We start from the raw sequence: 22,762 nt of genomic DNA, 5'->3' as shown, positions 1-22,762 counted from the left end.
CGCAGCGGCATACGAGGCCAAGGACGGGAATGCCTGCGGACATGGGACAGCAATTGCGTGTCGGCTTCGTGTTGCTTGAATCCTTCACGCTCAACGCATTCTCGGGTTTCATCGAAGCGATGCGTCTTTCTGCGGACAAAGGCGGGCGCAGTCGGCAGATCGCCTGCGGCTGGGAAATCATGGGCGGCAAGGACGTCACCGCAAGCTGCGGCCTGAAGATTACCCCCACCAGTGAGTTGGCCGACCCCGGACTGTTTGATTACATCGCCGTGTGCGGAGGGAATGGCTATCTGGAAAGGCAGCAGCCCCGGTGGCTCGATGACTACCTTCATCGCGCGGCAGACGCCGGGACACCACTCATCGGCCTTTGTACGGGCACGTTCAACATCGCGCGGGCCGGTCTCATGGAGGGCTATGTCGCGTGCGTCCACTGGAATGTATTCGAGGCATTCAAGGAGCAGTTTCCGCATATCCGCGCTGTCCCCGACCGCATTTTTGTTCATGCCGGCGACCGGATCAGCTGCGCGGGCTCGGCTGGTGCGTGCGACCTTGCATTGCATCTCATCACGCAACACTGCGGCCACGAAAAGGCACAGCAGAGCATCCGCCACATGATGCTTCAGGGCGTACGGCCATCCACGCATCCCCAGGCACATTTCTACGGAGAAATGCAGAATGTGCGAGACAGCGCGGTGCGCCGCGTGGTGCATTTGATGGAACAGTCATTGAACGAGCCACCGCAGGTTCCCGAACTCGCCAGGCAGGCCGGTATCAGTCCACGGCAGCTGGATCGGCGGTTCATCGCAGAGCTCAACCAGACCCCTTCACGCTACTTCCGTGACATGCGCCTGCGCTATGGAGCCTGGCTGCTGACTCATACTACGGACAAGATTGCGCAAATAGCCGTCGACACAGGGTTTGCCGACGCGGCGCATTTCAGCCGTGCCTTTCGGGCGCTCTACAGCACAACGCCCCAGGGCTATCGAACGGCCATGCAACCCGAGAGCGGAAATCACACAGCCCCATCCGCGGACATCACGAAAGCTGCGCGCGCGCACTGAAAGTCCTTATCCAAGCGGCCTCAGCGGGACACAGACGCGGTCACTGAAAGCGCAACCGCGCCGAAATTCGGGCCGGAAGACCGCTAGCGATTTCGATAACGGGGAAGGGAGAATTGAAACAGAGTTCGGTCAACACTGCCAAGAAAATCTCTTTCCCGACGACCAATTGCTTGACAGACATAAGTCATCTTGAATCTAGTGAGCTGGTTAAATTTATTGGATGATATTTTGGCGTTACACCTGTCATTGTTGAGAATTTCGAAGTCTGCTGCACTCCCCTGGCTCTTTCTCGGTGCTCTTCTCGTTTGCACTCAGCCGCCGGCTTTGGCCGAGAGCGCCGATGACGGCGCCAAGAAAGACTCCTTCCAGCAGATGCTGGAAATTGAGGAGCGCCTCCGTCTGGCTGGTCACAAGCCAAGCTTCAGCAATGTTCAAAAGGTGTTGCGCGGGGAACTGAAGCTCCCGTCCAAGGCAGAACTGCTCTCCGGAAAGAGACCAGTGACCAAAGGCTACGCCAAGGTGAAGGACTATGCCTACAAGAATGGCGACCGCTACACCGGTGAAGTGCTGGATGGCCGCCGACACGGGCAAGGCACCTATTACTGGAAAGATGGTGGTCACTACACAGGCTCGTGGGTCCACGGCCAGCGGGAAGGCAAAGGCCGGCTGGTAACCAAATCCGGCGGGGTTTATGTCGGCGAATTCCGCGATGGCAAGATCCAGGGCGTTGGAACCTATGAGACGAAGGAGGGCGACGTCTATTCAGGGAGGTTTCATGGATCGCTTGGGGAGGGGGAAGGCACTTTCACTGCGAAAGGAGGCCGGCCCGAGAAAGCAAACTGGTCGGACGGACGTGTGGTTCTTTCCTCCAAGCAGGCTGAGGACAGAAATTTCGGTCGACTGACGCCGGAGGCGCGCGCCCGCGCTGAAGCAAAGGTCGAGGAACGGAAATACAGAACGCGCGAGAAATACGGGAAAGAGGATGGAAGCCGAAAAAGCCTCTATCTTGTCACCTGGGGGTCGGAAGACAGTATCGACCCTGGTGAACTTTATCCCGATCGCGCCCAGTCGAACGTCGCAACACGCCGCCGCGTCGACCAGTATCTGCTGTTCAGACTGAGAGGCAGGGGCGGCCGGCGCTGCCACCTCATCGGTTCGGGCGTGACAGTGGATGAGTACAGGATCAAGACAGGATCTTTCGACCGGTTTTATGCTCGGCTGAAAAGCGTCGAGGACAGGAATTCAAGCATAGGAGGCGACACGCTCTTTCTGGGCGAGCTTGCAGCCAAGAAAAAGGCAAGGCGCGTTGCCGAAAGGCTGGTGCGCTCCGGCGACTGGAAGGGATGGTCGGTCATGAGCGTGAAAAACAAGCGGGACCTGCCCGTGAGATGCTCTTCCGGGAACATGAGGCGGCAGTAGCGCGCCATTCAAGCGGGTTTTGGCCAGCCGCTGCCTCGCTTGCGCGGCGTGACGACTGACGGCAGGCGCGCCTAGCTCTTGTGAGAGATGAAGGATGAAAACCGCGTCTGGCGCCAGGCAGGTTTATCAGCCCAGCAGATGGTCTTCCACCATTGACGCCACCCTCTTGAACGGCAAGACGCCACCGCTTCCAGCCCAGGGCAACGCGTTGCCAGCGAGCAGCAAGGGAACGCGCTCGCGCGTGTGATCCGTGCCAGTCCAGGTCGGATCGTTGCCGTGATCGGCCGTCAGCATCAGAAGATCGCCGGGGCGCAGCTTCGGCAGAAGCTCGGCGAGGCGGCGATCAAACCACTCCAGCGCCCGTGCGTAACCGGCCACGTCGCGGCGATGGCCGTAAAGACTGTCGAATTCGACGAAGTTGGCAAAGACGAGATCGCCTTCGGCAACAGTTTCGACAGTCTCAAGCAGACGGTCGAAAAGGGTATCGTCGTTGGGGCCTTTCAGGACACGCGAAATGCCTTTGCCGGCGAAGATGTCTCCAATCTTTCCCACGCCGTGCACGGTTCGACCAGCGGCCACAAGGCGGTCGCAGACTGTTTCTCCGGGCGGTGCGATGGCAAGATCGCGCCGGTTGGCGGTGCGGGTAAAGCCGCTTTCCGCGTCCCCGACGAAAGGCCGGGCAATGATGCGCCCGACATTCATGGGATGGAAGATTTCGGCGGCTGCCTCACAGAGTTGCAAGAGCTGTTCGAGACCAAATGTCTCCTCATGCGCGGCAATCTGCACCACGCTGTCTGCCGACGTATAGACGATCGGCGCGCCGGTCTCCATGTGCTCCGCGCCAAAACGCTCCAGCACGTCCGAACCCGAGCCGTGCGCATTGAAGAGCGTGCGCTCCAGCCCGCCCGCCTCACGCAGGCGCGCCATCGCCTCTTCCGGAAAGGCCGGAACCTCATGGGGAAAATAATGCCAGTCTTTGGAAAGCGGCAGGCCTGCCAGCTCCCAATGGCCGGTCTGGGTGTCCTTGCCGGCACTTTCTTCCTGAAGGGCCGCCCAGGATACTCCGGTCTCAGGCTCGGTTAGCCCCGGCGCGGACTGGCCGCAGGCAAGCTCGAGTGCCGCACCAAGACCAAGGGCGGAAAGATTGGGAAGATGAAGCGGGCCGGAACGCCCCTCCTCCGCCCTGCCCGCAGCACAGGCTTCGGCGATGTGAAGAACCGTGTTGGCACCGGCATCACCGAACCGCTCGGCATCCGGTGCGCCGCCTATGCCCACCGAATCCAGAACGCACAGGAAGACACGACCGTTCACAGACATCCCTCACCCTTCCGCGAAGCGCGCCTCCATGCGACGGCGCAGCGCTTCGAACAGTTCATAAAAGCTCCAGCCCATGAGCGAGAGGAGGAGCACCATTCCGATCACTGTGGCCGTGTCGGCATTCTCCTGTCCAGAGGAAAGGAGATAGCCCACGCCCTCATTTGCGCCCATCAGTTCGCCAATCACGGCTGCCGTCATGGCAAGCGTGGTCGCCACTGTCGCGCCGGCAAAGAGGGTCGGAAGTGCGGAGGGCAGCTCGATATGCAGGAAGCGCTGCAGCGGCGACAGCTTCAGCACGCGTGCCAGATCCAGATAGGACTTATTGACGAAACGCAGGCCCGACAGCATGCCCGTCATAACCGGGAAGAAGGTGACAATGGCAACCAGCACGATTTTTGGTGCCGGCCCAAGACCGAGCCACAACAGAAGCAGTGGCGCGATGGCGATCTTGGGCGCGGTCTGAAGAAGCAGGATGAGCGGCGTGGACATCCGCTCGGAAACGGGAAAGCGGGCAAACAGCAATGCGGCCAGAATGCCTGCAAGGAAACCAAGCAGAAAGCCCCAGAAAATCTCCATCACCGTCACGTAGACATGGCCCAGAAGATTGGCGTTTTCATAGAGAAACGCCATCCGCGCCATGACGGCGGCCGGGCTTGGCAACAGATAATCTGGCACATTGAACAGGAACACACCGCCGCCCCAAAGGGCGACGATGAGAACCAGACCCGCGATCCCGCGCTTCAGCATGGCTTATTCGCCGATCGAGGACGGGTCGACCACGAAGTCGGCAGCCTTGGGCGCTTCCTCGATGACCTCGTATTTCGCCAGAATGTCGGCATTGGCCTGCCAGGCGTCGAGATCGGCAGCACCAAGACCCTTTTCCTTGGTCAGATCGCTCTGCCAGACGGAAGCGACGAAGCTGTTCTTGAACGCCGTCGAAAGAAGCTCCTTCTGATCGGCCCAGGTCGGTGTGTACTTCTCGAAGGAGATCTCGAGAGCATCGTCGACATGACCGTCGATCACCCATTCATAGGAGGCGGTGACTGCATTGGTGAAGCGCTTCACGAGATCCGGGTTTTCCTCAAGCAGGCGGCTGGAGGTGACAACGACATTGCCGAAGGAGGGCAGGAAGTCGTTGGACAGGAACATCGTGACATCGACGCCCGCACCTTCCAGATTGTATTTGCGCAGCTCGGAGAACACGATGGCATCGACCTGGTCGCTCTGCAGCGCCTGAACGATTGCACCGGTGGAGACGACTTCAAGCTTGATGTCGTCGAGCGTGAGGCCGGCATTCTGCAAACCCACCTGAAGCTGGAGATAATTGGGCGAACCAAGCGAGGTGACGGCAACCGTCTTGCCCTTCAGGTCCGCATAGGTCTCGATGCCGGTCTCTTTCTTGGCCAGCAACGCGCCAATGCCACGCTGATAGGTGGTGTGGACCACCTTCACCGGCAGGCCATTGGCGGCTGCCGCCACGACGGCATCACCATTCGGGAAGCCAAAATCCACATTGCCGGCGGCAATGTTGGTCAAGATGTCGGACGCGCCGGCATAGATGAACTCGACTTCAATGTCCTGATCAGCGAAGAAGCCGTTTTCGACGCCAGCATAAAGCGGCGAGTAGAATGGAACGGCGGCGCCGTCGATCTGCATGACGACCTTATCGGCAGCAAGTGCCGCGACGCCCGAAGCGATGAGCGCGAGCGCGGCAACGCCGGTTTTCAGCATGAATTTCATTTTTATCTCCTATTGGGACGCATCAAGTGCCAGAGCCCGGCCCGCAATGCGGAGCAGGTTTCGCTGCGTGTTTTCATAATCGACGAGCCAATTGTCGGTGGCGCGATTGCCGTGCACACCCAAGAGGCAGGCCGCCCTGAGGCCAAGAGCCCGGCCAACGGCCAGGATCACCTGCGATTCCATTTCCACCCCGATGGCCCCCTCGGCAAGGAAACGGTCCAGATATCCAGCGTCCGGGCTTTCGACCGCATCCAGCGTGAGCGGTCGGTCCTGCCCGAGATAGTAACTGTCTGTCGAGGCGATCATGCCCCGGTGTGCACCAAGCCCCAGCGCTGCGGCGCTTGCTTCAAGCGCGGATGCAAGTGCGGGATCGGCCACAGGCGTGTGACCATGCTCGGCATATAGGGCTGCAACGCCGGTCATGCCGGTCGCCATGTGCGGCACGATGTAGTCGCCGGTAGGGATTTCCGGCACCAGTGCGGAGCACCCGCCGATGCGGATCACACGCTTTGCGCCCAGCATGGCCAGCTCGACCAGGGCGATCTCGGTCGACGGACCGCCAATGCCACTGGAACAGATGGTGAGCCGCCGGCCTTCAAATGTGCCCGTCACGAGCGCAAACTCGCGCTTGCGGCCGAAATCCTGCACATCGGTGAGCATGTTGCGCAGCAGCGCGACACGGTCGGGATCGCCCGGCACCAGAACATCCTCGGCCACATCACCCGGCCCGCAAGGGAGATGGGGTGGACGTCCGCCGGAAAACGGCAGGCGCGCGGTGGGTTTTGCGCTATCGGCCATCCTGCACCTTCCATGAAAGGAGACGGCTTTCGATCGCGCCGAGAAGCCCATGCAGAGCGATGCCCAGAAGCGAGGTCAGAAGCACGGCGCCGAAAAGCAGCGAGGTCTTGTAGGTGGCGGAGGCGAAGGTCATCAGATAACCGAGCCCGTCACTGCCGGAGATCCACTCGGCAAGGATCGCGCCGACAAGCGCCTGCACCGCCCCGATCTTGAGACCGACGAAAATCCCCGGAAGCGCTGCCATCAGATCGATACGCCAGAACAGCGAAAGCGGGCTGAGCTTCAGGAGCTTGGCGAGGTCATGCATACGGCTGTCGATGCTGCGGAAGCCCGCAAGCGCGCCCATGAGGACCGGGAAGAAGACGAGCGAGACGATGAGCACGATCTTTGCCGTGAGACCGAGACCGAACCAGACGACGAAGAGAGGCGCGAGCGCGATCTTCGGCGCGGTCTGGAAGACAACCAGCGGGCCATCCAGATAGGTGGAAAGCCGGGGCATCTTGTAGAGCAGATAGGCGCCGGCAACGCCGGCCACGCCACCGATAGCCAAACCCAGGAAAATGTTGCGGAGGGTGAACCAGAGGTGGGGCCACAACTGGCCGCTCACCAGCGAATCCCACAGGGTGGAGACTGTGCTTTGCGGCGACGGAAGAAGATATTTGGGGATGCCCATCGGCCCGCTGGCATACCACCAGGCGATGGTCAGCAACAACAGCGCCAAACCATATTCGAAAACGGGTCGAAAGCGGGCGAGCATCATTCCGTTTCCCGCATGTCCTGGCGCAGTTCGGCGACCAGTTGGTGATAAGCGGGATCAAGCTTGGTGGCCTCGCCGCGCGGATGCGGCAGGTCCACCGTATAGGTTTTCTTCAAGCGGCCCGGACGTGGCGACATGACCATGACCTCGCTGCCGAGATACGCTGCCTCTTCCACACTGTGGGTGACCAGAAGGATGGTTTTGCCCGTGCGCTGCCAGATTCGCAGCAATTCATCGTTCAGCGTTTCACGGGTGAGAAGGTCCACCGCCGAGAACGGCTCATCCATCAGAAGGATGGGCGGATCGTCGGACAGGGCCCGAGCAATGGCAGCACGCTGGCGCATGCCGCCGGAAAGCTGCTTGGGCAACGCATCTTCGAAACCCGTGAGCCCAACGAGATCAATCAGCTCACCAACGATCCGGTTGCCCTCGTCGCGGCGCACACCGGCGGTGTCGAGCGGAAAGCGGATATTGTCGCGGACGGTCTTCCAGGGAAGGAGCACCGCATCCTGAAACACGAACCCAACGGGGCGCTTTGCAGAGCCGGTGTCGAGCTTGACCGTGCCGCCGGAAGCGTCTTCGAGGCCCGCGATCAATCGAAGAAACGTCGACTTGCCACAGCCAGAGGGCCCGACAATCGAAACGAACGAACCCTTTTCAATCCGATGATCAAGCGGGGCCAGGGCGAGGATGCTTCCACCTTCAAGATCGAAGCTCTTCGTCAGACCAGAAGTGGTTATCAATCTGAGACCTTCCAAAGGCGATTTAATCGATTAAGGCGTCTGAAAAATGCGCCCTTGCGGGATAAGTTCTCAAAATTTAGACGACATGTCCAGCGCCATTAATGAGTCAGCGAACTTTTCTCAGAACGCGCTGCTGCGTCTTTGTCGAGAGTTCACGGTCATAAATCCAAATCTCCTCACGTGATAATTCCCTAATTACTTCATATACTTATTTACCATCAATCTTGCTGAGAAATTCCCACGGGAAGCGTTGGTTTTCTGCCTTCCAGCTCTCGAGCGCCACAAGAGCTTATAAGAAGAAGAAGCCCCTGAATGACAGCACCCGGAAATTCTAATTATTGATACACCCGACTGCATAGTATCCCTGCAAGGGACAGGCGCAGGCCAGCGGCCAGACGTCTTTGCGAAATTCGCGAATGTCCGAAAGGGTGAAGCTGCGGCGCTTCACAGCCAGCGCCGCACTATAGCCTTTGTGCACAGGGGAAGGACGGGGGTGCGAAGGCGTCCTCCGGAGCCCCTCGCCGGAATGACAGGTCAAATCAAACCGGGTGTGTGCCTCTCGGGAGGGATACCCAGATTTCTTCAACGAGGCGCGATGGAGGGGATGCGGTCCGGTTGCCCGAACAAGACCGAGCGCAGCGGGTGCTGCACGACAATAGCCGATCGTTGGCAAAAGTGATGTTCTCGAAGCCACTGGAGAGCGGCTGCATAAATCACTTAGCCCCAACCGCTCTCATCACGGCAGTTTTGGCCTTTTGAGAACAATTGGGGCTGGTTGTGGCAGGCCTTCAGGCCGATCCCGGCCTCAGCAATGGCCGATCATCCATTTCTTGCGTGGCGAGGGTGGGCCTTTCTTGCCGACCTTGCAGAGCGCGCAGCCGCACCCGGCCAGATGCTCCTTCTTGACCACACGCGGCTCGCTGCCGCTTTTTTCCGAGCGGGCAAGCGCGCGCCGGAGTGTGCCGTTCATGAGGCTGAGGCTCGGTGCGGCCACATCGCGATTGCTCGGTGTCTGGCAGCTTGGGCAGGCGCATGCATTGCCCGCCTCCGCCATGGAGGTCCACTCGTCGAAAGGTCCGCAATCTTCGCAAACGTAATTGTAAAGCGGCATTTTGGTCTCCGAAAATTCTGTCTCGCATGGTGCGGCGACCAGATGCCGCCGCACGAAAAATTCAGAGCATTCCCTGAAGCAGCAGGAAGCCCGGCAGCCAGCCGGTGACTATGCCGGTGAGGAGCGTGACGACCGCGGTGGCCTGCAGGATCGGACGCTTCAAGGCAAGCAGCAGGAAATACATGAACCAGAGCACCGCCCAGATGGCCCAGTTGAGCCCGAGCCAGGTGTCGGTGAAGCTCTGCGCGCCGGCCAGCCCTTCAATCGCGATAGGCACGACGGTGATTGCCACGAACAGGCTGAACCAGCCGAGCCCGCGGCCATCCACCGCAACCACACGGTTGTAGGCGACCCAGAGATAGGTGGTGGTGAACAGCAGTGTCAGCGCCGCCGACTTGACCGACGCAGCATCCGCCGCAGTCCCGAACGCCGACGCCAGTGCAACACAAAGCGTGACGAAGCCGGACACGACATTGATGACGACAATCTCCTTGTCGTCGATCTTTCCCATCAGCCACAGCCCGTTGAGAAACAGGACGGCGCCGACGTATAGCAAGGCAAAACCGAGCAGCATGGCAGCTCTTCCTCCCGAAAGGCGGGTTCAGCCGGGTCCCACCCCGGCTGTCCCGTTCGTTTCATTGAATATCCTGTGGCAAGCCTCAAGTGGTTCGCGCGACGTCCACGCCGGAGACCTGTTTGGTCGGCCCGGTCGAGTTCGGATTGATATCGAAATCGAAAATCGCTGTCGGAATGGCCAGCGTTGCGCACACGTTCGGTATGTCCACGATGCCGGCTATTCGCCCCTCCACCGGCGCTGTGCCGAGGATGCTGTAGGCCTGCTCGCCCGTGTAACCGAACTTCTTCAGATACTCGATCGCGTTGAGGCAGGCCCGGCGATAGGCCACATGCGCGTCCAGATAATACTGTTCGCCCGTGTGCTCATCGACCGAGATGCCCTCGAAGATCAGATAATCGTCGAAATGCGGATCGATCGGGCTCGGCTTGAAGATCGGGTTGGTGACGCCGTATTTGGCCATGCCGCCCTTGATGACATCGACGCTCAGATCGATCCAGCCGGCCATTTCGATGGCGCCGCAGAAGGTGATTTCGCCATCGCCCTGCGAGAAGTGGATGTCGCCCATGGAGAGACCGCCACCCTTCACGTAGACAGGGAAATAAACCTTGGAGCCACGCGACAGGTTCTTGATGTCGCAATTGCCGCCATGTTCGCGCGGCGGCACGGTGCGCCACGCTTCGGCAGCCGCCTTGCGCGCTGCATCACCCGACATCTGGCCCATGAGCGCCGTGTCGGAATAAGGCAGTGCGGCCAGCGGCGGGACGCGGTTCGGATCGGTAGAAACGAGCTCCTCCTCACGGCGGTTCGCTTCGGCAAGAAGCGCATGATCGGGCAGACAGCCGATCAGCCCCGGGTGAATGATGCCCGGATACCGCACGCCCGGAATGTGGCGCGAGGTCGTGTAGATCCCCTGGAAATCCCAGCATGACTTGGTTGCGTTCGGATAATGCTCCGTCAGGAAGCCGCCGCCATTCTCCTTGGCGAACAGGCCGTTGAAGCCCCATTCGGAGTTTGGCAAAGCGCCGATATCGAGAATGTCGACAACAAGCAGATCTCCTGGCTCTGCTCCCTCGAAACCGAACGGACCGCTCAGATAGTGAACGCGGGTCAAATCAACATCACGCACGTCGTTGGCGCTGTCATTGTTGCCGATCTGACCACCGGTCCAGTCGTAGCACTCGACACGGAACACTTCACCGCGTTTGAAAGTCTCAACCATCGGAATGTCGGGATGCCAGCGATTGTGCGTCTTGATCGCCTGATCCTCTGGTGCCTTGTTGAGATCGACAGAAAACACTGTTTTAGGCATTGGGTCTCCTCCTCTTGAACGGCCAGTCGGAGGTTTCCATTTTGAGCCCCCCGTCATTTTTGCGCCCGGCAACAAGATGCAGCCGGACGAAACCGTGCCGGAGAAGATTAGGTTCGGACTGTAACCCGATTGGCTCTGGAGGACGCCCGATTTGTAATTTTTTGTAACCGTTCTCGAAGGCCGCGCAGAAGCTGCCTGACGCTCTACAGTTCGAAATAAGGAATTATTTTCAGCAGGTTGCTTGAAGCTTCAGCCCAGATGACCCTCACGGCGGATGAGGGCTTTTCGCGAGCAGGAAGACCATGGCTCAATTTTTATGACCGATCGGCGTTCGTTCCCATCTCGACCTGCGCAACCGTTTGCGACTATCGTATAAGCCATGGGGATCTCGGACGAAAAGCATCGCGTTCTTGTGGTCGATGATGATCAGCGTCTTCGTCGCTTTCTTCAGCGCTTCCTCGCTAGCGAAGGCTATGCCGTCACAAGCGCCGAGGACGGCCGCGCCATGCGGCGGGCCATGGCGGACGAGGATTTCGATCTGGTTATTCTCGATCTTACCTTTCCTGCAGGCGAAGACGGTGTTTCGCTGGCGCGCTCACTGCGCGCCCAGCACGACCTGCCGCTGATCATGCTTTCCGGCAAAAACAGCACGATCGACAAGGTGGTCTGCCTTGAACTGGGCGCGGACGACTACGTGACCAAACCGTTTGAGCCACGTGAACTGCTGGCCCGCATCCGCACTGTCATGCGCCGATTTGCGAGACGCATCAGCGTGCCGGAACCCCAGGAGAAAAGCCGTTCTCCAATCATGTGCTTTGCCGGCTGGCAACTTGACCCCTCGCGCCATCATCTCGCCTCTCCGAGAGGTGACACGGTGCGGCTGACGAGCCAGGAATTCCAGCTTCTGGCCGCACTTGTAGAGCGGCGAGGACGTGTGCTTTCCCGTGAGCAGATCCTCGATATCGTCGCCAATCGCAACTGGAACCCTTACGATCGCAGCATCGATGTGATGATTGGCAAGATCCGGCGGAAATTGCGCGACAATGCCCGTGACACGCAATTCATCAAGACCATTCGCGGGGTCGGTTACATGTTCGCGCCTCAGTCCGAGGAATAGTGCGCCGGCAAATATAAATTGACGCTGGTCCCTTTGCCCGGCGTGCTGAGAATGCCGAGACGCCCACCGGCCTGGCGCACGAAACCATCCACCATCGACAAGCCGAGACCACTGCCCTGCCCTGGCGGCTTGGTGGTGAACATGGGCTGGAGCGCGCGGCGGCGCACCGCCACCGGCATGCCATGGCCTGTGTCGCGCACCGACAGCAGCACATAGCGGCCCGGCAAAAGCCCAGAAGCAACCCGCGCGTCCTCCGGACGGACGATTACGTTCGACGCTTCAAAATACAGGCTTCCGCCGCCCGGCATCGCATCGCGCGCATTCAGCGCGAGGTTGAGCAGGCTGGGCTCCAGCTGACCGGCGGGAATGAGTACGCTGTTCAATCCATCGGCTACCTCAAGCGAGATCGTGATCGTCTCTCCAAGCGTGCGCGCAAGCATACGCATCAACGGGGGCAAGGCCTCGCCAAGCTGCACCACTGCAACATCCTTCGCGTTCTGACGCCCGAACTGGAGAAGCCGATCGGTCAGCTCTGATCCCGATTGCGTGGCGTCCAGCGCATCCGCCACGATCTCTGCCAGTTCCGGCTGATCGCCCAGCCGCTGCTCCAGCCAGCGCAGATTGCTCAGAAGCACGGCGAGAATGTTGTTGAAGTCGTGCGCTATGCCGCTGGTGAGCTGACCCATGGCCTCCATGCGCTGTTTTTGCCCCAGCCGCTCGGCAGCGAGCCGCTTTTCTTCCAGAAGTCGGATGCGTTCAAAGCAGCGGGCGAGCGTTGCCAGCAGGTCTTCGCTGTGAAACGGCTTGCAAAGGTAATCATATGCGCCGGCCTGCAACGCCTCCACGGCCGTATCAATGGACGCATAGGCGGTGACCATTACGCAAACAAGGTCAGGATCACGTTGACGAATCTGGCGCACGAGATCGACACCATTGCCCGTGCCCAGCCGCACATCGACCAGGGCCACCGCGATCCGCGCCTCCTCAAGAACGGCAAGCGCGCCCTCAGGGTCGTGCGCGACTGCGACCCTGAACCCCTCGATCTTCAAAAGGCCGGAAAGGCTTGCGGCAAAATCCTCGTCATCGTCGACGATGAGAACACCGTGTTCTTCCGCCGGCGTGGTCTCACGCAGCGGGTGTTCTCCGATGACCTCTGCGGGAAGGTCGATCTCGCGATCGCTCATGGTGCATGCTCTCCCGCGCATGGCAGAACGAGCGACACGGTGGTGCCGACACCCTTCTGACTCTCAATGAGCACGTCGCCGCCATGCTGCTCCACGATACGCTTGACGAGTGGCATGCCAAGCCCAACGCCAAACGCCTTGGTGCTGAAGAGTGGCTCGAACACGCGCTCTGCCACATCCTGAGACATGCCGCCGCCATTATCGGAGACCGACAGGTAGACCCGGTCATGCAGGCGTTGTGTGGAAATGATGATCTGACCGCTCTGCTTCCCGCGCTCCTCGCAGGCCTGCGCTGCATTCTGCAGAACATTGGAGAAGGCCTGGCGCAGGCGCTCGGCATCGGCAAGCACATCGCAACCGGCATCGAGCTTGAGCGTGATGAGATGCGCGATCTCGTGATCCTCTTCGCTCAACTGCTGCTTGACCCAACGGTCGATGGCCACGGGCGACATGACGGGCGCATGCTTGCGCGAGAAATCCAGAAGATCCTCGATGATGCGCACACAGCGCCAGGCATTGCGCTGCAAGCGCTGCAATTCGCCGGTGACGGGTTCATCCGCGTTCTTGAGTGAGCGCCGCAGAATGTCGGTGGAGGTGACCATTGTGCCCAGCGGATTGCGCAGCTCATGGCTGACCGTGGCGGTGATCTGACCGATTGCCGCCAGACGCTCGTTTGAGGCGAGTTCCTGCTGCGCCTGGCGAAGCTTTTCAAGCGAGGTGACCAGATCGCGCTCGGCCAGTTCCCGGCTTTCATGCGAAAGAACGATCCACCATGCGCCAATGGCAAGCAGCGGAAGAAGCGCCAGGAACACCCGCAGCAAAAGCGCACCGCTTTCCACATGGGGCTGAAGCGCGGTGGGCTCTATCAGCCGGTAGGTGAGAAGGAATACCGCAGCTGTCATCACGGCGAGCGAGAAAAGGACGCCGCTCACCTTGAGCAGCCGTTGTGTCATCCGCGGCGCGATCTTGCTGCGAAGGGCGCGTCCGAAATACCGTGAACGCGAGGTCTCCAGAACCGTGCCCGACGATTTACAGACATCGTGGCAATGGGAATCGAGACTGCAGCAAAGCGAGCAGATCGGGCGCTGATAAAAGGTGCAATGCACCATGTCCGGTCGCTCGTACTCCAGCTCGCAGATTTCGCACCGCACCACCGGTTTTTCGGGCTCGGCGAGCGGAGCACGCGGGCGGGCGAGATAATAGCGGCCGCGTGTGACCACGCCTATCAGAACGGCGCCTGAAAGCGCGGTGAAGAAGGCGATGGGAGCGGCGTAGGCTTCGGCCAGATCGCCAAATCCACCCATGAAACAGATGAGCGCGAAGAGGGAAGCAAACGCCATCGACCCGCAACCCACCGGATTGAAATCGTAGAGATAGGCGCGCTTGAACTCGGTGAAAGGCGGGCTGATGCCCATCGGCTTCAAGATGGCGAGATCGGCAAAGATGGAGCCGATCCACGCGGCGGCGATGACCGAATAGACCGCCAGCACCAGCTCCAGTGTCTGGAAGATGCCGAGCAGCATCAAAAGCAGAGAGATCAGGATGTTGAAGATCAGCCAGACCACGCGGCCAGGGTGATAATGTGTGACGCGCGAGAAGAAATTGGACCAGGCGAGCGAGCCGGCATAAGCGTTTGTCACGTTGATCTTGACCTGAGAGATGAGGACAAAGATCGCCGCCAGCGCCAGCACGGTGCGGGGGTCGTCACTCACATATTCATAGGCCTTGATATACATGTGGATCGGCTCGAGCGCCGTCGATGGCGACAGGCCGGCAGAGACCGCGAGCACGGCCAGAAGGCTGCCGCAGAGAATCTTGAAACCGCCGACCACGATCCAGCCGGGACCGGCGGAGATGACCGCCGCCCACCAGCGCCAACGGTTTTCGCGCGTCTTGTCGGGCAGGAAGCGCAGATAGTCCACCTGCTCGCCGATCTGTATCGAAAGCGCGCACAGGACACCGATGGCCGAGCCGAAGGCGAGCACATCGAAGCCGCCATCCGGCGTTTCGCTGCCGGCAAACGCCATCCACTGATCGAGCGTTTCGGGATGGCCGACCGCGATGTAGATGAAGGGCGCAAGCAGCATGGCGATCCAGATGGGCTGGGTGACCATCTGCAACTTGCTGATCATCGTCACGCCCATGAAGGTGATGGGAATGATGACGAGCGACGAGATAATGTAGCCCAGCACCAGCGGCACATCCGCAAAGAGCTTCAGCGCCTGCGCCATGATCGCGCCCTCGAGCGCGAAAAAGATGAAGGTGAAGGTCGCATAGATCAGCGACGTGATAGTGGAGCCGATATAGCCGAATCCCGCCCCGCGGGTGAGCAGATCCATATCGATGTTGTAACGGCTCGAATAATAGGCGATGGGCAGGTTCGTGACGAAGACAAACAGGCAGGTGATGAGAACGGCGGGAAACGCATTGGCGAAGCCGTAGCTCAGTGTGATCGCTCCGCCGATGGCCTCCAGCGCCAGAAACGAGATGCCGCCCAGCGCAGTGTTGGCGATGACGAACGGAGACCAGCGCCGGAAGGACCGCGCGGCGTAGCGCAGAGAGTAATCCTCCAGCGTCTCATTGGCGATCCATGAATGATAGGACCGTAAGGCAGGCGATTGCGGTGTTTCCACTAATCCGCACTCCGCCCCGAACACTGCCCTTCAGGCAGGGTTTGTGCTTTTCGCATCTTGTTTTTGCTCTCCCATTCTCCCCTTCAGTGATGATCACACAAAGCCGGCGTCGAAACCAGTGCGCGTTCTTTTCATGCCCCGTCTGCCGCTCGACCAGGACCGCCGACCGCACAGCTTCTACGGGTCGGCCAAGTGTGTGAGCGCTGTTGACAAAACAAAACAATTATTTTTTAAGATGCGGAACATTTGTTTTATATTTCGTCGGATAATGTATGCGTATCGGCATCGCCCGCCTTTGGCACGAAGCAAACTCCTTTTCGGTCTGCCAGACACGACTGGAGCATTTTGAGGCACGGGAATGGTTCCGCGGAGAGAGCTGCATCGCGCATTATCGCGGCACGGCAACGGAACCTGGCGGAGCAATTGCCTGGGCGGAGCTGCGCGACGATGTGGAGCTGGTTTTCTCGCGCTGCGCTTCGGCCGCTCCGGCAGGCCCCGTGGATCAGGAACTTCTCGACCAGCTGACGGCCGAGATCGCCGAAGACCCGGCACTGGAAGGCATCGACGGTCTGTACCTGTCGCTTCACGGTGCCTGTATCGGCACGGTTGATCCGGATCCCGAAACGACGCTTGTTGGGGGTCTTCGCCGCCGCTTCCCGGACTTGCCGATTGCCGCTTCCTTCGACATGCATGCCTGCATCGCGCCGAAGCTTGCCGACATGCTCAATGCCGCTACCGTTTACCGGACCTATCCTCACATTGACATGGCTGAGGCCGCGCGCGATGCGCTGGACATGCTTGCGCATATCATCAGGGACGGGGTGAAGAGCCACGTGCTCTTGAAGACGATCGACAGGATCCTGCCGAGCTTCAACATGCGCACAGATGCGCCAGGTCCCATGCTGGACATCGAAAACGAAGCGCGGGCGGCGGGCATCAAGATCGGCGGCAAGTCTCTCTTTCCGGTCGCCTACCCCTTTGCCAGTTTCGCATACGCTGACGTTCCGCAGGCCAATGCCGGCGTTCTGGTGACCTGCGAGGACAAATATCAGGGGCAGGCTCTGGCGGATCATGTTGCCGGCTATATGCGAGGCACGCAGGCTCGCTTTCAGCCTGACCTTCCCTCGGCCGAAGCGGTGCTGTCAGGCCGTCCGTGGGCCGATGGGAATCGCGTCGCGATCCTGGAACCTGCCGACAATCCCCTTTCCGGAGGCATTGGCGACACGCCGGGTCTCTTCCGCGCCGCGATGAATACGGAATTGCCGGATGGCAGCGTGTTCGCCTTTTTCGCCGCGCCGGAGATCGTGGCGGAAACCCATCGTGCGGGCATTGGTGCAGAGCTCGACATCAGCCTCGGCGCAAGGCTCGACGTCCGTTTCGGAGTGCCGGTCGCCTGCCGGGCTGAAGTCCTGCGCATCACCAATGGCCGTTTCCAGAATGAGGACGCCATGGAGCGGGGCATGAAGGTGGATCTCGGTCCGACAGCTCTGCTGCGCGTCGGAAACCTTCGGGTCATCGTGACCACGGGCTGCCAGTCTCCCAATGACAGTGCCTATTTCCGTCTGCACGGCATTGAGATCGACCAGGTGCCCGTGCTGCTCGCCAAAGCGAAAAACCATTTCCGGGCTGCATTCGGCAACCGGTTCGACGTCATCCAGTCCTGCGACACGCTGGGGCCAGCCATGGCTGACGTTTCAAAACTGCCCTTCCGAAATGTGCCTCGGGAGCGCTTCAACCTGAAAGAACAGAGGGTAACATGAAGAAAACCATCACCGCCGCCATTCTCGCTCTGGCCGCCAGCACGGCCAGCGCCGCTGCGATCGAACTCACCGTCAGCTCCTGGGTCGCTCCTTCGCACCCGACGATTTTCGCTGGCTATGAAACATATTTCCCGGCGGTGGCCGAAGCATCCAATGGCGAAGTGACCTTCAACCTCGTCTCAGGCGGCGCACTTCTGGGCGGCAAGGAAACCCTGACCGGTCTGGGCGATGGGGTGGCCGACGCCTCCGTTCTCGCGCTCACCTACAACCCGGCACAGCTGCCCACCAGCCAGCTTGTGGCAGAGCTTGCCATGTTGAGCGGCAACTCCCTTGCCGTCGCGGCGGCGGTCACCGAGTTCACTCTGTTGAACTGCGCGCCCTGCATCGCAGAATTTTCAAAGCAGAACGTGGTCTATACCGGCAGCTACGCCACCGCACCCTATGCGCTGATCAGCAAGAGCGAGATCGGCAAGACGGCGGACATCGCCGGCAAGCGTGTTCGTTCGCCCGGTGGCGCGTGGGATCGCTGGATCGGTGAGGCCGGCGCGACGGTCGTCCACACCTCCAGCTCGGAGATGTATGAAGCGCTCGACAAGGGTGTCATCGATGTTGCCATGCAGCCCGCCGCTTCGCTGAAAACACACTCGCTCTGGGATGTTGCCGACACGATCACGCTCGGCAGCTTCGGCGTCTACAATTCCGGACCGCTGCTCGCCTTCAACAAGGACAGCTGGGCGGAGCTCACCCCCGAGAACCGTCGCGTCATGCTCGACAAGATGGCAGAGGCCATCGTTGCGACGACCAATGCCTATGTCGCGCAGAATGAAGAGGCGAAAGCCGAAGCGGCCGATCACGGCATGAAGGTTCTGGACAAGCCGGAAGCGCTTGAAGCCGAAATCGCCAACTTCAACAGCCAGGACGTTTCCGCGATTGTGACAAAAGCGAAGGACGTCTATGGCGTCGACGACGCGCAATCGCTGATCGAGAGCTATCAGGCGGCTTTGGCCAAGTGGGAAGAGATCACCGCATCCGGCCTTTCCGACGAAGCCCTCGCAGAGCGCATGAAGACAGAGATCTTCGACAAGCTTTCTGAAACCGAATACGGCCTTTGAGCCTGTTACGGCGGTGCCCTTGCGGGTGCCGCCCACGCTTTTGATCAGCCGGGATCCACCATGCAAACCATCGATCTCTTTCTGGGCCGGATCGGCCGCCTGCTGGCGTTTCTGGCCAGCCTGTGTCTCGTCGTCATGATGTTCCAGATCTGTCTGGATGTCGGCGGCCGCTACCTCTTTGGCAAGCCGATGCCCTCCACACTGGAGATCGTGTCGGACTGGTGGATGCCGGCTCTCATCTTTCTTCCGTTGCTCAATGTCGAATGGCGCAACGAGAACATTGCCGTCGATCTTTTCTATCAGGGGCTGGGACCAAGGGCACAGGCGGTGCTCGATGCCTTTGCGCTGATCTGCTTCGGCGCGTTTCTGGCACTGATCGCCTATGCGGGGTTTGAACAGGCCCTGCGCGCCTATCGTCAGGGCGAGTTCATTGTCGGCATGATCCCCGTCATCACATGGCCGCCGCGCTTTTTCCTGCCGGTGGCGGGTTTCCTGACGGCACTTCTCTGCCTTGTCCGAGCTGCTGGCGCGATTTCGCGCGCCGCTTCATCCCAGACACAAAACAGCGACCAGTAAGGGCCTTACCGTGGATAGCATCACCCTTGTCTACTGGGCGCTCGGTGCGCTCATGATCCTCCTTGCGCTGCGCGTTCCCGTTGCTGCAGCGCTGGGCCTCGTCGCAATCGTCGGCATGTATCTCCTTGTGGGAGAACGCGCGACTTGGGGCGTCATGCGCTCGGTTCCCCATGCCTTCGCCGCCCATTGGAGCCTGAGCGCCATCCCCATGTTTCTGTTCATGGGCTATGTGTGCTTTTCCGCCGGACTGACAGACGGGCTTTTCCGCGTCGCCCGCGCCTGGTTGAATTTTCTGCCCGGCGGGCTCGCCATTTCCTCGGTGGGTGGGGCCGCGCTCTTTTCCTCCGTCACCGGCTCGTCCGTCGCCTGTGCAGCCGCGATGGGCAAGATTGCCGTGCCGGCCATGCTCGACCGTGGCTACGACGCCAAGCTTGCCGTAGGCACGATTGCCGCCGCCGGCACGATGGGCTCGCTCATTCCGCCGAGCACCATTCTGCTTCTCTATGCCGTTTTTGCCGAGGTCCCCGTCAGCGAGCTTTTCATCGGGGCCGTGATTCCGGGCCTTCTGACCGCGCTCATGTACGGCCTGATGATCCTGCTTCGCGTCAAGCACAACCCGGCGCTTGCGCCGCGTGAGACGAGCGTCGACTGGCGCGAGCGGTTTCTTGCTCTGGGCGAGACATGGCCGCTCTTCCTACTCGTCATCACCGTGTTCGGCGGCATCTTTGCCGGGCTTTTCTCCGCAACCGAAGCTGGCGCCATCGGTGCCCTTGCCTCCATCGCCATCGGCTTTGCCAAGCGCACACTGAGTTGGGAAGCGCTGAAGGCGGCTGCGTTCGAGACGATCCGCTCCACCTCCGCAATCTTCCTCATAGCGGTGGCCGCAGCGCTTCTGACCCGGCTTTTCGCCTTTGCGGGCTTCCCCGACTATGTGCAGGGGCTTATCGGAGAGGACATGTCGCCGCTTCTGATCATCATCGCGGTGTCGCTGATCTATCTGGTGCTCGGCATGTTCCTCGATCCCATCGGGGTGATGCTGCTCACCCTGCCGGTTCTCCTGCCGATCTTCGAGACCGCGGACATCAGCCTGATCTATGCCGGTGTCATGATCACCAAATATCTGGAAATCGGGCTCATCACACCGCCAGTGGGTCTCAATGTCTTCGTCATCAAGAATGTCGTCGCCGATAAAGTGTCCATCAGCGATGTCTTCCGCGGCGTGGGATGGTTCCTGCTTGCCGATGTGGTGACCGTCGCCATACTCATCGCATTTCCGGCAACCGTCCTGTGGTTGCCCAGCCTGATAAGCGGGTAAAAGGATGGCAGAGATGACAGACCTTGAAGCGCTGACACAGCGCATGATCTCGCAGATTGAAACGCTGCCCCGCCGGCTTGCCGATGGAGCCCGCTACCTGATCGATCACCCGGACGACGTCGTGCTGCTCTCCATGCGCGAAATCGCCAACCGTGCCGGCGTTGCACCGGCCACACTCGTGCGCCTGGCGCGCACGCTGGATTTCGCCGACTGGTCGCAATTGCGTGCCGTTTATGCCGAAAGTTTCAGGACCGGGCCCGCGCGCTATGCCGACAAGGCCGTGGAAGCGGTGAAGCAGGACAAGGGCAGCGGCCTTCTGGCCGAGACCTTCAAGGCGCAGGAGGCAAGCCTTGCCTACGCGCTGGAGAGCAATTCGACTGCAGATATCGCTTCTGCCGCCAAAACACTCGCCCATGCCGAGCGGCTATACGTCGCCGCCTTCATGAGTTGCCGGGGGCCGGGGCTGACCTTCACCTATCTGTGCAAGATGCTGCGCCCCAATGTGGAGCTTCTCGGCAGCGAGGGCTCTTCGCTGGTGGCCGACCTTGCCATGCTGACGGAGCGCGATGCGGTTCTGTCCATCAATTTCCAGCCCTATGCGCGCGAGATCGATATGGTGGCTGAAGGCATTCGTTCTTCCGGCGCGAAACTGGTTTCACTGAGCGACAGCCGCGCCACACCATTGCAACCCCATGCATCGACCAGCCTGCTCTTCTCAGCCGAGAGCCCGTCCTTTTTTCCCTCCGTGATTTCGGCTGTCGGCGTTGTCGAAGGGCTTGCCGCTGCCATGCTGACAGAGCTTCAGGACACAGCGATGGAACGCATCGGCACCATCGAAGAACAGCTTTATGCCTCCGGCTCCTACCACGCGCATCGGCGCGCACGATAACAGAGACCTCCGAATGACCCATGTTTTTCACCGCTCCCCTGGCAACCCGCTTCCGGTCGCTATCGGGGGGAGCGGCGCCTACATCACCGACGAAACCGGCAAGCGCTATATCGATGCCTGCGGTGGCGCTGCCGTGTCCTGTATCGGGCATGGCGATGTGCGTGTTCTTGAAGCCATTCAGCAGCAGATGGCGCAGATCAGCTATGCGCATACCAGCTTCTTCACCTCCAGTGCGGCCGAGGCACTCGCCGACCATCTGTGCGCCGCGACGCCGCTTCCCCTCGACAAGGTCTATCTCGTCGGCAGCGGCTCCGAAGCGATCGAAGCGGCGATCAAGATGGCGCGGCAGTATCATGTCGAGCGCGGCGAGCCCTCGCGCAGACTGGTGATCTCCCGGCACCAGAGCTACCACGGCAACACGCTGGGCGCGCTCTCGGTCGGGGGCAATCCGCCACGGCGAAAACCCTATGCCCCGTTCCTGCTCGAAGAACCCAAGATCGAGCCCTGCTTCGCCTACCGATATGCCCATGCTGGTGAAAGCGCGGATGACTATGCAAACCGTGCCGCCAACCTCCTTGAAGACAAGATAAGGGAACTCGGCCCTGAAAATGTCATCGCCTTTCTGGCCGAAACGGTCGTGGGAGCGACCGCAGGCGCGGTTGCCGCCGAAAAGGGCTACTTTCAGAAAATCCGGGAAATCTGTGATCGCTACGGGGTGCTTCTCATTCTGGATGAGGTGATGTGCGGCTCCGGCAGAACCGGCAGCTTTCTCGCCTGCGAGCAGGAAAATGTGGTGCCCGACATCCTGACACTCGCCAAGGGTCTTGGCGGCGGATACCAGCCCATTGCTGCCGTCATGTGCTCGGGCAACGTCTACGAGACCATTACCAAAGGCAGCGGCAGTTTCGTGCATGGGCACACCTATTCAGCCCATCCGCTGGCCTGTGCTGCCGCGCTTGCCGTTCAGCAGATCATTCGTGATGATGCTATGCTCGACAATGTGACTGTACGCGGCGCTCAGTTGCGCGACCGATTGCTCGCCCGGTTCGGCAATCACCCGCATGTCGGGGATGTTCGGGGGCGCGGCCTGCTTCAGGCCATCGAACTGGTCGAGCATCGCGATACCAAGGTGCCTTTCTCGCCCGGCCGGAAAATCGGCGCTGCGATCAAGAAAAGCGCCCTGGAGACGGGGCTCCTGATCTACCCGGGGAGCGGCACGATCGACGGGACCTCAGGCGATCACATTCTTCTGGCACCACCTTACAATGTCGACGGGGAAACCATTGATCTGATCGTCGAGAAACTGGGCCACGCCGTCGACGCCGCGCTCGGAGGACAGTAGTA

At 60.3% G+C, this 22,762-nt stretch carries 20 protein-coding genes; 9 read left to right on the top strand and 11 right to left on the bottom strand.

Annotation, left to right across the window (positions count from 1 at the left end; genetic code table 11):
* Window positions 1-41 precede the first annotated feature (41 nt).
* Together H7H48_RS18090 and H7H48_RS18085 are read left to right on the top strand one after the other, a co-directional pair.
* A complete protein-coding gene (locus H7H48_RS18090) occupies window positions 42-1,061 on the top strand; it encodes a GlxA family transcriptional regulator (protein WP_229450471.1) in 1,020 nt (339 codons plus the stop codon).
* A 228-nt stretch (window positions 1,062-1,289) separates the two neighbouring features.
* Window positions 1,290-2,480 (top strand): MORN repeat-containing protein, encoded by a 1,191-nt coding sequence (locus H7H48_RS18085; RefSeq protein ID WP_229450469.1) that lies wholly within the window; start codon window positions 1,290-1,292, stop codon window positions 2,478-2,480.
* Between the two features lie 126 nt (window positions 2,481-2,606).
* Here H7H48_RS18085 and H7H48_RS18080 read toward each other — a convergent pair whose 3' ends face one another.
* From H7H48_RS18080 to fmdA, 9 genes are all read right to left on the bottom strand, one after another.
* Window positions 2,607-3,797, bottom strand: coding sequence for a phosphopentomutase (locus tag H7H48_RS18080; RefSeq protein ID WP_229450467.1), 1,191 nt, complete (start codon window positions 3,795-3,797; stop codon window positions 2,607-2,609).
* Between the two features lie 3 nt (window positions 3,798-3,800).
* The gene (locus H7H48_RS18075; RefSeq protein ID WP_229450466.1) at window positions 3,801-4,544 is read right to left on the bottom strand and encodes an ABC transporter permease; all 744 of its coding nucleotides are present in this window, start codon (window positions 4,542-4,544) and stop codon (window positions 3,801-3,803) included.
* Window positions 4,545-4,547: 3 nt separating this feature from the next.
* Entirely contained in the window at window positions 4,548-5,537 is a 990-nt protein-coding gene (locus H7H48_RS18070) for an ABC transporter substrate-binding protein (RefSeq protein WP_229450465.1), read from the bottom strand.
* Window positions 5,538-5,546: 9 nt separating this feature from the next.
* Window positions 5,547-6,335, bottom strand: a complete 789-nt coding sequence (locus H7H48_RS18065) for a nucleoside phosphorylase (protein ID WP_229450464.1) — start codon at window positions 6,333-6,335, stop codon at window positions 5,547-5,549.
* Window positions 6,325-7,095 carry an ABC transporter permease gene (locus H7H48_RS18060; RefSeq protein WP_229450463.1) on the bottom strand — a complete coding sequence of 257 codons (771 nt, stop codon included), beginning with the start codon at window positions 7,093-7,095 and terminating at the stop codon, window positions 6,325-6,327. The genes H7H48_RS18065 and H7H48_RS18060 overlap by 11 nt, the downstream gene beginning before the upstream one ends.
* Complete coding sequence (locus tag H7H48_RS18055; protein ID WP_229450462.1) at window positions 7,092-7,835, bottom strand: ABC transporter ATP-binding protein; 744 nt, start codon at window positions 7,833-7,835, stop codon at window positions 7,092-7,094. Before H7H48_RS18055 ends, H7H48_RS18060 begins: the two co-directional genes overlap by 4 nt.
* Before the next feature lie 805 nt (window positions 7,836-8,640).
* Window positions 8,641-8,946, bottom strand: a complete 306-nt coding sequence (locus tag H7H48_RS18050; RefSeq protein WP_229450461.1) for an FmdB family zinc ribbon protein — start codon at window positions 8,944-8,946, stop codon at window positions 8,641-8,643.
* A 61-nt stretch (window positions 8,947-9,007) separates the two neighbouring features.
* On the bottom strand, window positions 9,008-9,520 hold the full coding sequence (locus H7H48_RS18045; RefSeq protein ID WP_229450459.1) for an AmiS/UreI family transporter: 513 nt from the start codon (window positions 9,518-9,520) through the stop codon (window positions 9,008-9,010).
* Window positions 9,521-9,605: 85 nt separating this feature from the next.
* Window positions 9,606-10,832, bottom strand: a complete 1,227-nt coding sequence (gene fmdA / locus H7H48_RS18040; protein WP_229450458.1) for a formamidase — start codon at window positions 10,830-10,832, stop codon at window positions 9,606-9,608.
* Window positions 10,833-11,211: 379 nt separating this feature from the next.
* Between fmdA and H7H48_RS18035 the strand changes: the two genes are divergently transcribed.
* Complete coding sequence (locus H7H48_RS18035; protein ID WP_229450457.1) at window positions 11,212-11,949, top strand: response regulator; 738 nt, start codon at window positions 11,212-11,214, stop codon at window positions 11,947-11,949.
* On the opposite strand, the gene H7H48_RS18030 is transcribed toward H7H48_RS18035, so the two are convergent.
* Window positions 11,934-13,133, bottom strand: a complete 1,200-nt coding sequence (locus tag H7H48_RS18030; RefSeq protein WP_229450456.1) for a sensor histidine kinase — start codon at window positions 13,131-13,133, stop codon at window positions 11,934-11,936. The genes H7H48_RS18035 and H7H48_RS18030 overlap by 16 nt on opposite strands.
* A complete protein-coding gene (locus tag H7H48_RS18025; RefSeq protein WP_229450455.1) occupies window positions 13,130-15,766 on the bottom strand; it encodes an ATP-binding protein in 2,637 nt (878 codons plus the stop codon). The genes H7H48_RS18030 and H7H48_RS18025 overlap by 4 nt, the downstream gene beginning before the upstream one ends.
* A gap of 272 nt (window positions 15,767-16,038) precedes the next feature.
* On the opposite strand from H7H48_RS18025, the gene H7H48_RS18020 reads away from it, so the two are divergent.
* The 6 genes from H7H48_RS18020 to H7H48_RS17995 are packed head-to-tail and all read left to right on the top strand — an operon-like array spanning window position 16,039 to window position 22,760.
* Window positions 16,039-17,526 (top strand): M81 family metallopeptidase, encoded by a 1,488-nt coding sequence (locus tag H7H48_RS18020; protein WP_229450453.1) that lies wholly within the window; start codon window positions 16,039-16,041, stop codon window positions 17,524-17,526.
* On the top strand, window positions 17,523-18,638 hold the full coding sequence (locus H7H48_RS18015) for a C4-dicarboxylate TRAP transporter substrate-binding protein (RefSeq protein ID WP_229450451.1): 1,116 nt from the start codon (window positions 17,523-17,525) through the stop codon (window positions 18,636-18,638). Before H7H48_RS18020 ends, H7H48_RS18015 begins: the two co-directional genes overlap by 4 nt.
* 60 nt (window positions 18,639-18,698) lie before the next feature.
* Complete coding sequence (locus H7H48_RS18010) at window positions 18,699-19,214, top strand: TRAP transporter small permease subunit (protein ID WP_229450449.1); 516 nt, start codon at window positions 18,699-18,701, stop codon at window positions 19,212-19,214.
* Window positions 19,215-19,224: 10 nt separating this feature from the next.
* The gene (locus H7H48_RS18005; RefSeq protein ID WP_229450448.1) at window positions 19,225-20,529 is read left to right on the top strand and encodes a TRAP transporter large permease; all 1,305 of its coding nucleotides are present in this window, start codon (window positions 19,225-19,227) and stop codon (window positions 20,527-20,529) included.
* Between the two features lie 13 nt (window positions 20,530-20,542).
* The gene (locus H7H48_RS18000) at window positions 20,543-21,418 is read left to right on the top strand and encodes a MurR/RpiR family transcriptional regulator (protein WP_229450447.1); all 876 of its coding nucleotides are present in this window, start codon (window positions 20,543-20,545) and stop codon (window positions 21,416-21,418) included.
* A gap of 13 nt (window positions 21,419-21,431) precedes the next feature.
* On the top strand, window positions 21,432-22,760 hold the full coding sequence (locus H7H48_RS17995) for an aspartate aminotransferase family protein (RefSeq protein ID WP_229450446.1): 1,329 nt from the start codon (window positions 21,432-21,434) through the stop codon (window positions 22,758-22,760).
* Window positions 22,761-22,762 lie beyond the last annotated feature (2 nt).

It is taken from the genome of Nitratireductor sp. B36 (genome assembly GCF_020833685.1).
Lineage (GTDB): Bacteria > Pseudomonadota > Alphaproteobacteria > Rhizobiales > Rhizobiaceae > Nitratireductor.
The sequence above is the reverse complement of the archived record's forward strand: the minus strand, read 5'-3'. Positions and strand labels throughout refer to the sequence as shown.